General features: G+C 60.9%; 6 protein-coding genes. 1 reads left to right on the forward strand and 5 read right to left on the reverse strand.

Annotated elements, in window-relative coordinates; translation table 11 throughout:
• Positions 1–102: 102 nt before the first annotated feature.
• A complete protein-coding gene (locus tag BLP93_RS02075; protein ID WP_092116721.1) occupies positions 103–1,461 on the reverse strand; it encodes a TolC family protein in 1,359 nt (452 codons plus the stop codon).
• Here BLP93_RS02075 and BLP93_RS02080 point away from each other — a divergent pair.
• Entirely contained in the window at positions 1,460–1,696 is a 237-nt protein-coding gene (locus BLP93_RS02080; RefSeq protein WP_139162891.1) for a hypothetical protein, read from the forward strand. The two genes, BLP93_RS02075 and BLP93_RS02080, sit on opposite strands and share 2 nt — an antisense overlap.
• A 238-nt stretch (positions 1,697–1,934) precedes the next feature.
• Here BLP93_RS02080 and BLP93_RS02085 read toward each other — a convergent pair whose 3' ends face one another.
• From BLP93_RS02085 to BLP93_RS02100, 4 genes are all read right to left on the reverse strand, one after another.
• Positions 1,935–3,221: a mechanosensitive ion channel family protein gene (locus BLP93_RS02085; RefSeq protein ID WP_208596544.1), complete on the reverse strand. Its 1,287-nt coding sequence runs from the start codon at positions 3,219–3,221 to the stop codon at positions 1,935–1,937.
• Positions 3,222–3,307: 86 nt separating this feature from the next.
• Positions 3,308–5,266 carry a peptide transporter gene (locus BLP93_RS02090; RefSeq protein ID WP_092116725.1) on the reverse strand — a complete coding sequence of 653 codons (1,959 nt, stop codon included), beginning with the start codon at positions 5,264–5,266 and terminating at the stop codon, positions 3,308–3,310.
• 395 nt (positions 5,267–5,661) lie between these two features.
• Positions 5,662–7,686, reverse strand: a complete 2,025-nt coding sequence (locus BLP93_RS02095) for a DUF6785 family protein (protein ID WP_092116727.1) — start codon at positions 7,684–7,686, stop codon at positions 5,662–5,664.
• Positions 7,683–12,695: an ABC transporter permease gene (locus tag BLP93_RS02100; RefSeq protein ID WP_092116729.1), complete on the reverse strand. Its 5,013-nt coding sequence runs from the start codon at positions 12,693–12,695 to the stop codon at positions 7,683–7,685. The genes BLP93_RS02095 and BLP93_RS02100 overlap by 4 nt, the downstream gene beginning before the upstream one ends.
• Between the last annotated feature and the right edge of the window lie 5 nt (positions 12,696–12,700).

Genomic DNA, 12,700 nt, shown 5'->3' on the forward strand with positions numbered 1-12,700 from the left:
CACTAAGGAAAAGAAATCTTTTATTTTTTAAATTTCTCATTAATTGCTCCTGCTAAGCATCCTTCAGGAGGCACGGTTTCTGGTTGTCGGATCAGGAAACATTCATGGCAAAGTGGACCATGAGAGCAACTCTTCGTCGGTTTCGATGTCCACGCATGAAATTTCACTGGCCAGCAGGTTTTCCATCCTGGCGACCCGCACTGCCTGATCGGTTTGGGCGCGCACATGGGCCAACTCGAATTCAAGTAAGGTGTTTTCCGCGGTCACCAGGTCGGCTGCATTACGATTCCCCGTCCCAAACGCCTCCAGAGTCACCTCCAGTGCCTGCCTGGCCTGGGGAATGAGCGTGTCCTGATACAGCTCTCTCCTTCTGGCGGCATCCCGGTACTCATAGTGGAGCATTTCCAATTCCGCTCCAAGCATATTGGCCTGCGAGACATGTTCTCTCAGGGCTGCGATTCTCGTGAGACCGGCCTCGCGCACCGCAGCGTCCCGTCTTTCCCTCCAGATGGGAATGTTCAGACTGATGCTGGCGACGATCGCGTCCTTTCCGCTGTCGGGAGGAATAACCGGACCCCGGGCTTCCCTTGTTTGTATGGTTTCGAGACCCAGGGTAATTTCGGGATAATACTCCTTCCTGGCCACGTCCTGGGCTTTTTGCGCGGCATCGGCCATGTGCTCCAAGGAATCGAGCTCAGGGCTCGCGTGGAGCAGCAAGGCCCGCAGCTCGTTCGGAGTCGACTCCAAATGGACCAAAGGCACGTTGTCCGGAAAGGGGAGAGTCGCATCCAGCGGCCTGTTCATCACGGCATTCAAGCGGGCCGCGGCCGGCCGACGCAGATCCTGCAATGTCCTGTGTCGATCCAGAAGAATTCCAAGGCGCAGGTTCACCTCGACCACATCCACGTACTGGGCGTCGCCGACGGCGAATCGATCAACGGCGACCTGCGAGAGGTACTCCATAAGCTCCACGCTATCCCCGGCGATACGGATTGCCTCGGCAAGATAGGCATATTCCAGGTATGCTTCCTTCACTTGGGCACGAATCCGCCATCTGAGCGCATTGAACTGCGCCTCGGCGACTCGGGCTTCGCTCAGGGCCTGTTCTTCCATCAGTCCGCGCTTACCCAGCCACGGAAAGGCCTGCATCAGTCCGACCCGGTAGCTTTGCGGCCCCACACGCGTTTCCACCTCCCGGATGAAATACGCGAACGTAAAGCGGGGATCAGGCAGGGCAGAAACCTGGGGAGCCTTTTCCAGAGCGGCCTTCCACCTGTTGAAAGCCGCCTCCAGTTCGGGATTGTTCAGGGCTGCGATTTCCAGGTATTTGACCAAATCCGGTTCGGTCGCGCACTGCCGCTTTGCCACAATTTCGTCGTTGGCGGCCTCAACCGTCGCCATATTACCGAGTACCAGAAAAAGGAGTAGAATAGAGAGAACACGGATAATGGAGGAAAACATGCTTGAATCTCCTATCTTTAGTGACTTACTCCTGATAGCCTGCAAGAAAAAACAAGAAGTTTTGAACCCGAAGGAGGAGTATTGTCCAAACCCGGGTGACGGTCTTGAGATAACCGCCCGCTACGCTCAAGGCGCAGGGGACGCCAAGGAAACATTTTGGAAGCAGGGAAAGAGCTGCTTTCCAAAAGAATGTCTCACCCCTGCCGGGGTGATGTCACTTCGCCGTCAGGCGTGAAGCCTTATGCCTGCCGCGTCTTTCCAGCGGAAGGCAAAAATTCTTCTTGGCGTCCTCCGTGCCTCGAGCGAAGCGGGCGGTTCAAATATCTTCAGTTTAGGTTGCGGGCACGGCCCGCCTTGGGGCTTGATACGATTGCACTTTTCAAGTGCGACTGACCAGGAGGACTTCGCTTGGACCCGAGGCAAGAGCCCGGTGCGGGAGTCCCTCCCGCCGGGCCGGACCATGCCCGGCGGCTTTAGGAAGGCTTGACCGCCAGACCGTCCGGTCCGATGAACTGGACTTGTCTGCGCGGGAAGACGCTGATCAGATGACCGGCATGTTTTTCTTTCTTCAGCTCGGCCATGACCCGCATGGTCAGTTCGCTCTTCCATTTGCGACGTTCGCGGGCATTTACCAGATAGCGGATGGTCAGGTCCGTCCAGGACTCATTCATGGAGACGAAGACCCGTGGTTCTTCGGCCACTCCGACTTCCAGGCCGGCTCTTTCCAGGATCTCGGCGTAGCGGTGGGCGGGCGCGGACATGTGGGGTTCCAACAGCTCCCGGGCAACATCGGTCAGGACGCGCATCCCGAGGCCGAGGTCCGATTCGTTGGCCAGGGGCACGGTCAGTTCGTCCCATACGTAGGGAAAGTCGCGGGTCAGGTTGACCACGGTCCCAGCCAACACCTCATTGTTGGGAAAAGTGATCAGCCGTCCGGTAGGCTGTTCGGCCTGGACGAATCCTCCCCGGCTTGGAGACCCGATTTCCCAGACCGTGGTCGCGAGATAATCGATCTGGTAGACGTCGCCGAACACGTCCCCCACCGCCACCCGGTCCCCAACGCGGTAATATCCCTTGAACGAGTTGAGCAGCCAGCCGCTGAAGCTTTCAATGGGCGTCTGCAGCGCCCAGGACAATGCCAGACCGATCAGGCCGAGGGAGCCGACAAGGGCCCGGATGTCTCCGGCCAGAACGCTCAGTGATATGCCGGCGGCGAAGATCCAGATGACGATGCCGATGAGCGCGACAACGGCATCGGCCTTTTCCCAACGCTTGAGTGTCCTGCGTAGAAGAGGACGGACGAGCCGCACCAGAACCCAGGCCACGACGACGACGCCCAGGACCACCAGAAATTTGGGCAGATTGCCGTACAATCCATACCAGAGCGTTTCCAGAGTCCGGGCCGCCTCCTCGGCCGCGGCCTGGCCGATGGGTTCGGTGGGTTCCGGACTTTGGCCCTCCCGCTCCGGAGACAAATCCTGGTCCGGATCCGCGGGGGCCGGGGAAACGGCTTCCGATGCCGGAGACGGTTCTCCGGCATCAATGGCGAGACCGGCTTCCCACGGAGCGATCAACAGCAGGAGAAGACTGGTTATGGCCACGGCAAGCAACGTGGCCTGCCGAAAATGCCGCAACCTGCCTCTGGCGCTTGCCACTCTCCCCCCCGGACGGCGGCCACGCATCCTGCCCCGCCTCTGGCGGCGCGGCCGACGGCTCCGGATCACGTTTTCCCGGCTTGTGGTTGTCGGTCTCAGCTGCATTGCCGTTCCTCGGGAACATCAACAGATAGTCTTAAGGATTGAAAGATTGAACCGCCGCCCGCTCCCGTTGGCCGCTCAAACCGCTGTCAATACGCCAGCCGTCCCAGCGACTTGAGTATCAGGGTGAAGCCCATGGCCATCATGCCGGTCAGTCCCATGCCGCAGGAAAAGCCGGCCAGGAGCACGGGCGCGTACTGTCGCCAGGATGCGCCGTATTTTTTGTAGAAATAATACCTGCCCAGCAGCGCGCCGAAGACCTCGAGGATAATGCCGTGAGGCGTGCTCTGCCCCAACCCGCGGACCACGCCGTAGATGAGCAGGACCGGCAGCCCCAGCAGGGACAGGATGGCGTAGGTGACCAGGCCGAAAACCGCTCCCGCGCCGACGATCACGATGTTGAGGGCCTGAAAGAACAGGGAATCCCCTTCCAGGGTCGACGTCTGCAGGAGCAGCGAATTCAGCGCCTGCAGGTGCCAGAGTTCCTGGGCGTACGGATAGCCGGCCGAGGGTATGGGCGCCAGTCGCCACAGGAATTGGGAAAAGATCAGCGACGCGGTGATGACGATGGGGAAGACCAGGATCTCGGCCTTGATGATGCCCCGCAAACTTGTCCCGGTCAGTTCGATCTGACGAAACTGCACCGTAGCCTCGCCGTAGTTGTGCATCGGAATGGGCGCGTACCAGATCTCGATGCCCTGGTAGCCGAAAAACCGGGCTCCGGCGATGAAGCTGGCCTCCCGGACCAGGGGCAGACTGACGAACTGCCCGGCCATGCCCTCCATGCGCGCCGAGATGTAGGAAATGATCGGCGTGTAGACGAAACCGTAGACCACGAAGAAGATCCAGGGGAATGTCGGCACCAGGAGCAGGCAGAGTCCGATGTAGGCCCAGGTGGAAAAGACGTAAATGCCGATGGAGACCCAGAAATTGATGTCCCCCCGGCCCTTGGGAGGATTGAAGAGCAGGCTGAAGTCCAGCTTGCCGTGCCCGGATCGACGCAAGGAACTGACCACGGACCAGATGCCGATCACCGCGATGGCCAGGCCCAGACCGATGCCGAAACTCATATAGAAGTCGAAATTATTGGCAAAGACCGTTTCCACGGTGGCCATGCCTGGGTGCCAGCGGTGCAGGATGCCCTGGCTGTAGAGCACGGGATTGGCCATCACCGTGATCAGCAGGCCCACGAATCCGCCGATTACTGCCCAGAACGGCAGGACCATGCCCACGAAGACCAGCCCCAGATCCAGCTGCAGGCCCATGGCCACCGCGGGCAGGATGCCTTCGGTGTGCTGGGTCAACTCGATCCACGGTATGGGGATCAGGCGGATCTGCTCGGCCAGCAGCAGACCTGAAAGAGCGGGCAGGAGCACGTAGAAAAAACCGAAAAGCATCCCGATCACCCCTCCGATGGAAAACACCCGCCACTTCCACCCCGTCTTGCGATCCTCGGTGGATTCCGCCAGGGCCATGGTGCCCAGTGCGCCCACCGGCGCCATCGGGAAGGGCAGCTTTTCTACATCCGAAGTGATCCGGTACAGGGCGTAGCCCAGGCCGAAATGGTCGATGCGCTGGATAAGCTGCGCGCCGAAGAGCAGGAGAATGGGAATCAGCCAATCCCGATGCAGAAATGTTCGTTCCAGGTAGGATTCGGATTCGGGTTGCGGAGCGATCCACTCCGGGATGAATTCCACCAGCCCCAGCATTCTGGCCGCGTCGGACTGGACCAGGTACTGGCTCCAGATCAATCCCTGGAACGGCGAGGCCAGGGCCGCCCCGGCCATGTAATAGAGCAGGAACACCTCCTGCTGCTTGAGTTCCGTGTAGGATCGCTTGGCGATTTCCGCGAAAAGGATGATGGTCACCCAGCGCGCCGCCGGCCCGATGCCCTGACCGATAACCAGCTGCAGATACATGGAACCGGGCATCATCAGGAAGCCGATGAAGACCGCCCCGATGATGGTTTTCCAGTCGAACCCCTCCTCGAAATGCTTCGGAGGGACCAGAAGATCCCGATATTCTTTGAGTTCCTTGTCTTCACGCATGGGCTGTCACATTGCCTTGATTTGAAGCCTTCAGGCGGGCACGCCATTGCAGTTGGGCTGCATTCTCATTTGATAGTAACTGCTCAAAAACTTGCGGCAATCAAAGAGATAAATCCTGGGAGCGCCGCACCCCAGTGCGGCAGCGGTGTAGCGCATTCAGAACCAAGTTCCGGCTGGAGCGTGGCCCCAGTAGCTGGATCACCAAACTCCGCGTAGTTGGGAAACATTGCACAGGAAACCTCAACGCCCGGCTTTATTGAGCAGTTACATTTGATAATGCTTTCTTTGTGAGTGTGACCTTATTTCGATCTCCAACCCGATTTCGATACCGATTTCAATTACGATTTCGACAACCTACAGTAACGGTTACGAGAGCATTGAATTCAGAAATCGTATTACAATGGGAAGACCTGGTAGCTCGTCCCGGCGAACATACCCACCAGGGCCCAGATGCCGCCCATCAGAAAGTCGCCGAGCACAAGGCCGACGAAAAAAAACCTGACCTGATTGAACAGGCTCGTGCCGCCGTAGCGCAGGCAGAGGCGGTTGCAGAGCCAGCCCACGAAAAACGAAAACCAGAGCATCTGCATGCCGGTGCTGTAGGCGGTGAGGTAGCCGATGGGATGCAGGCTCCACCAGGTTACCCTGTAGTACATGAACACCAGAAAAAGCATGATCAGCGCGCCCACCCCGGCAAAGCTGACGATCCATTCGTTCGGGCCGGTGGGCACGTCCAACAACCGCTGGACGTTCTCGTAGGCGGCGATGGTCGAGCTTGTGGCCCAGTCCATGTCCATGTCCCGAACGCCGTACCTGTAGCTCAGAGCCAGCATGGTCACGAAGGAAAGGACCACGGCGACCACCAGGGTTCCTCCAAGCACCGCGAACCAGACCCGACGATTGCGGACATTCTCCGAAACCTTGGCCGAGTGAAAGAGCGTCGGCAACAGCGATTCCCGCAGGCTCAGAAACAGAACCTTCTGCATCACGGCCGTGGCCAGCAGCCCCGCGTTGCCCAGGAAGCCGCTGCCGAACGTCCCGATCAGACCGTCCATGGGAGCGGCGGTCAGGGGGAAGATCGGCAGCCCTCCCTGGACGATGATCCGGCTGGACACGATGAGCACCAGAAAAAAGGCCAGGGGCACGAGCACCGCCGCTACCATGGGCAACCCAAAGGACCAGCACCACCAGATCAGGCAAAGCCCGCCCACGAGCAGCCCCCACATCGGCCATCCGGAAGTTTCCCAATTGTCCCGGTCGGATTCCCGATCATGACTCCCCTCCCCTTCCGCTGTTCTTTTCCGCGACCGAAACATCAGCGCGGCCTGCTGCCGCAGATGAGTACGGGCCAGCCAGAGGATGAACAGGAAGAAGATCAGATAGGCCCCGATGGTCTGCGCCTCTTCAGGCCGGGCAAAATCGGCGCCGAATGTCGCCCCCAGAGCGGCCTGCGGGAATTGCAGTCCGGAGACATAGAGCAGGCCGGTGCCCAGTCCGGCCAGGAGATAGAAAAACCAGAAGCTGAAGGAAATCTGGCGCGGCGCCAGGAAGGCGAAAGCGATAAAGGCCGGAAAAATATAGATCCGCAGGTTGTAAAAACCGGAGAAGAGCCCGTATTTCGGAAAGTAGCCGCCGGCCAGAATCAGGGTCGGCAGCTCTGGAACATGCGGAAAATAGAAGTGCAGACCGTTGAGCAAATGCAGGACAGCAGCCGAGAGCAATCCGACCAGCAAAAAGCGGTCCCGGAAAAAAGCCCCCATGCCGCGGTTGTCCAAGGCTTCGCCCATGAGCTGCGGAACGCGCAGCAGGGGAAAGGTGATCCGCTCGTTGACGACCCACTGCTTGCCCAGCAGGGCCATCAGGCAGAACATGACGAAGAAGCACAGCAGCACGAACGCGCTCCAGGTGATGAGCGGGCCGACCCAGACATCCCAATGGATGCTCCGGAGCACCTCGGTCCAAGACATGTCCCACCCGCCGTCCAGACCGTCATAGATGGTCCGCACGGCGTCGAATCCCGCACCGCCTTCAGCGGCGTCGGGGTACCACGCCCCCGGCAGCAGGGGCTGCAGGGACTCGGCCCAGCGGAATCCATCCGCAGCGAAATAGAAGGGCGCCGTGATGTTGATAAAAAAGGTCTGGGCCAGTCCGGCATAGGAAACGCCTGAAAAGACGACCATGAAGACCCACATCGTGAGCACTTCGTTGCCGGAAAAGACGCCGGGCCCCTTGCGCAGCCAGCCGGTAAAGGCCGAAAAGACGAACAACCAGGCCGCGATGAAAAAGGGGGCCAGGGGAAAGTGCCCTCCCCCGAGGGAGGTGTTGTGCAGATAGGCACTGTTGTACGGGGTGATCACGCACAGGATCAGACCCAGGACGAGTCCGACGATGAATGCTCTGGGACGAACGACCTCAGTCATGGCGTCCTGTCCTTGCCCGGGGATGGCGCTGCATCGGCAAGCTCCTGATGGAATTTTTCCTCATAGGCGCCCTGCATGGCTTCTTCCAAAGATCGCCACACCAGCAACTGCTTGCGCAAATCATTCAGAAAGACCTTGTTCTGATTCTGCCAGGCCTTGTGTTCGCCCGCCTCGCGGTCGATGCGGACCAGGATCTCACGAAAGCCTTCGTATGCGCTTGACGGACGAAAGACGATCCTCACCGTCTGCCGGATGCCGAAGTCGAAGGGCGCCAGCCAGACGCGCAGCGTCATCATGTACTGGGGCTTGTCGGCATGCTCCTTGGAAAAGAAGGGATCGCCCCGTTGCACGGCCTCGCAGGACAGGTTGTCCGTGGAGAACGCTCCGTGAGTGATGCCCTGGTGAGACCGAAAATATTCCATCAAGAAGCCTCCGGCGCAGACCTGTTCCTCCAGCTTGATCAGAAAGGGCAGCACGACCTCCAACCGGTCGCCGTCCGCCTTGGGCATGGTCCAGGAGCGGTTCACGTCCGGGATGGCGATTTGCGCGGCCATTCTCGCGGGATAGATTGTCGAGGCCAGGACCACGGCGATGACCAGAGCCATGGCCCCGACCCCGGCCGTGGAGGAATAGTTGGCGGTCATCCCGGCCCAAAGCGGGGTTCCGGCCAGAAAGGCCGCCGCACCCTGAGCCAGCAGATATCCGGTCACCACGCTGATCACCGCCAGGGCCAGGGATTCGGCCAGAAAGAGGAAGCCGACATGGGAAGGGGCCAGTCCCACCGAGGTATAGACGGCGATTTCGCGTTTGCGTTCGTGCACGCTGCCGATCATGGTGTTCAGAACGATCAGCGCGGCGATGAGCAACGGGATCAGGATGTTCGCGAAACCCTGGTAGCTCATGGCGTTGGCCGCGAAAAAGATCGAGGTCCCGTCCCTGCCGCCGCGAAAGAGCATCAACCCGAAGCGCTCCCCGAGTTCCGCGGCCAACACGGCGTCCTCCTCGCCCTCCAGAGCCGAAACGGCCAGGGCCTTGAGCCGACCGGCCCCTCCGCCCAGGGAGAGCAGCGTCTCGGCCGGGATGATCACCGTCTGGTCCCCGGAAACATGCTGGTAGCGGCTCCGGTACATGAGCACGTCCCGGCCGGTCTCGATGGCTTCCGCCTCCACGGTGCTGATCACCTGGGCCGCTTCGCTGGGATAGAAGACCGGAGTAATGGGCTCGCCGTCCAGATCCGGACGTCTGTCCAGGCCGTCATCGGCCAAGACGCCCACCACCTCGAACCGCTGTCCCCAGAGCGTGACCATGCGTTCTTCGAGAGATTCCAGCCGCACTCCGAGTCTGCGGGCCATGCCTTCGGGAAGAATCACCGCACTGCGCTCGCCTTCCGCGAACCAGCGGCCCTGAACCAGCATCGCATCCAATCCGCTGACCAGCGGTTCCGCATGGCTCAGTCCCACCAATCCCCGGGCGATGTCCGAGGATTCCCCCCGGAAGATGGGAACCATGGGCGCCGAGGTCATGTCTTCGGTGATGTACCAGGCTCTGGGCGCGACCACCCCTCGACCTTCGAAAAAATTATCCACGATGGACAGGGCCTCCACGGGCATGTCCTGCCATCCCAGATACTTCATCATGGCGCCGGAATAGGACGCCGTGGCGCTGAACTGGGACCATCCTTCCTGGCGCACGCTGCGCACTGCCGTGAAATTCATGATCGTGAAGGTCAGTATGGTCAGGGTAATGCATGTCAGCAACGTCCGCAGAGGCCGGCGGCGCAGGTTGCTCACGCCGAGAATGAACGCCGCGGTGAACGCCCCGGCGCGGCTGATGTTCATGGTCTTCAGGTGCCGCGAACGCCGCTGGAGATCCTCGACCTCCCGTTCGAACCGCGAAAAAATGATCATCGCCACCAGCAGGGAGAGGCCGAGAATAAAAAAGGCCAGGATGACGACCATGGGGCTGTAGGTCAGCTGAAAGGCCGGATGAACCATGTACACCGCCCCGATGATCAGCACCATGAATCCGAAAAAGGCGACGATCCGCCTGTGGATGTCGGTAAATCCGAATATCAGTCGCTCCATGCAATAGGAGAACGGGATGAACAGGGCCACGTAGAACAGCACCCCGACCAGCACGTCGCGCTGGGTCCGGTCCACGTCGTTGTAGACCAGGGAGGCGAAGGCCAGGGACGTCCCCGCTTCGCGCTGGAAGTCGTCCCAGCGCAGTTCTTCGCGCGCCAGTTGCGCCTGCTCCAGGGCCTGGCGGCCCTTGGTGTGCAGTTCGCGGATCCGTTCGTTGACGATGCCCCTGCCTTCCAGGTTTTCCACCCGGGGCATCAGCAGGCTCCACATGTCCCTTGCGGCCATGTATTCGGTCATTGGAACAATGGGCCATTCCCCGATCCGGTACCCGAGCCCCAGGGGATGTTCCTGGTCCGCGTTCAGCAGGACGACCTTGGTGTCGATGAAATTGTCGGACAAGGTCAATTTCAGGGGAAGGTCCCTCTCCAGAAAAAAGGTGCCCAGGGTGGAAGCCCTGGTGTCCAGTCGGCTGTACCAGTTGCGCAAGGGTTCGGCCTCGGTTCTGGAGTCGATCAGTCTGGGCACGTAGAGGTAGTGGAACGTCCGGGGTTCAAGCATGGAGAAGTACGTGGACTGCCCGACATGAAACATGGTCAGATCCGTGGTTTCATCCCGGGCGCGCATTCGGACCCGGTAATTGTCCAGTCCGGTCCTGGTCTTGTCCACGGCATGCACCGCGCGGCCGGTCAGGGGATCGAAATTGAATCCTTCCAGAATGGCCTTGTGGATGGTTTGCCGGCGAATCGCCAGCCCCTTGACGTGAAAATGCCCGGTGGTGTCGACCATGGTCCAGAAGCGCACCGGCCCCTGAAAAATCAGAAAGACGCCGCCCACCGAGGGCTGATCCGGGAAAAGCTCTCCCTGCCGGAGCAGATTGACCCGGGCCGTGAGTTCGGCAAAGCCGTTCTGCGGATCGGCGCGGGGATCTGGTATGGGCTCGTCCACCAGAGCGCGCACCAGGCCGGTGACGACCTCCGCCTGACGGCGCACGTACTCCAGGTTCATGTATTCCGGCACGTCGTAGGGAGTTCCCCAGAAGGCGCGGGCATCGTTCACCGTGGCCAGGGTGAATCCCGGAAGGGCCGCCAGAGCCACGGGCTCGCCGCCCATGAAAGGCCGGTCCGGCAGCCAGCTTTGCCAGGGACGAATCCGGCTTGGCCGAAGCGTGTCGTGAAACAGCCCGGAAAGATCCGCGCCGTCGGCTCCCCTGAGTCGTTGCCCGGTGTTGCGAAGCAGTTCGTCAAGGTTGCTGAACTGCCTGGTCCGCACGACGACATCCAGCAACTCATAGAGCCAGCCCCTGTCGAAGGCGCCGACGCCGTTGCCGTGGCTGGAAAGATGCAGGGATGCCGAGGCCACCATGTTCAGCCCGTCCAGATGGGAGCGCAGCTCCTGGGAACTACGGACATGGCGGAGCTGCTCCAGGGCGTCCTCGGCCATGTCTCGCTGTCGGACCAATGTCCGTTCGCGATGCTGCAGCAGCAGATCGCGTTCGCTCGGAGTCATGGTCACATCCATGCCCCTGGGCGCCCCGACCCATCGCAGCCGCATCAGCGTCAGACGCAAGGCCGCGGCGTCCCGGATCCGCCGTTCAAGTTCCTCCTCCGGCTCGTCGATGGCCGGATCGTGGCGCATCAGTCGCAGGCGCATCAATTTGGTGCTCAGTTCGTCGATCCTGTCCCGGAGCACGTCCTGAAAGGCCAGACGCAGCAGGTGGCTCTGGTCCGGGTCGGCCAGCACGACTGAGGTGAAGGGATCGTCCGTGTCCAGCAGCCGGACGGCGGCTTCGGCCTGCTCGGCCCGGCGCGACAGATCGGCGGCCATCCCCGGCAACTTGTCGTCGCTTGTGACCAGGGCCCAGATGAACTCCCGCACTCCGGCCGCTCCCTGGGCCTGCCCGCCGGCAGCCAGAAGCAGGGTCGGCCGCCGGGGAGGATCGCGGCCCAGAGCCTCGGCCACGGACAGCAGCGTGGCGATGGAGACGGATTCATCCGCCCCCGGAGATCTGTCCGGCACATACCCGGTGGAGTCGTAGAACGCCTGCACCACGGTCAGCTCGCCCGCCAGCTCCGGATCGGTTCCCGGAAGCAGACAGTAGATGTTGTCCGTGGCCATGTTCTCCCAGGCGATTTGCGAACTCAGGATGACCATGGTGGCCGCTCCGGGTTCGCGGAGACGGTCCAGGTCGCCGAAAAAATCCGCCGCCTCCGTCTCGGTCATCCAAAACCGGGGAAAATCGATGGGCGTCTGTTCGAGCTTGTCTTCGAAAAGATTGCGCGGCGCGGCGGTCACTTCCGGGCCGGGATCGACATAGATCAGGGCGCTCGCACCGAGCATCGACGCATTGATCCAGTTCTTGCCCGAATCCATGTCCATCAGCACCACGGCCCCTTCGACGACATGTCCGTTGAATTCGCTGAACCTGCCGGTTCCGGCGTAGATGACCGGCGCGGTGATTCCGGGCGGCGTGATCGCCGGAGCGGAAAGCATGTTCAGCCGCAGGGGACGCAGGGGCATGGTCCGTCCGTCCTCCTCCATCGTGAGTGAGCTTTCCACGTGTTGCTGGACCGGAACCGCGAAGGACTGGCGTCCGATGATCCGGCCTTCTTCCCTGGTCAGGTCGGCAAATGCCCGTTCGATGATGTCCGCGGCCTGAACATTGCCGTCACTGCCGACAATACGGTCCCCCAGGTCGGAAAAGACGGTCACCCAGTCGGTGACCGAAACCGCCGCGGCCGTCGTCTCGCCGGCAGGCTCGCTTGAATATTCCGCGATAAAGAGTGAGGAATCGGTACCCTGTTCCCTAATAGAGAACGCATCCGCTGCAACGGACGCGGGAATCGCGCAGACCACCGCCGCAAACCACAACAAGCCGATCACAGCGGCCGAAAAGGCGGAGCGAAGGTGTGATCTGCGGCGTTGCATGGCGC

Origin of the sequence: Desulfonatronum thiosulfatophilum, from assembly GCF_900104215.1 — a bacterium.
In the GTDB taxonomy this organism is placed as follows: Bacteria; Desulfobacterota; Desulfovibrionia; order Desulfovibrionales; family Desulfonatronaceae; genus Desulfonatronum; species Desulfonatronum thiosulfatophilum.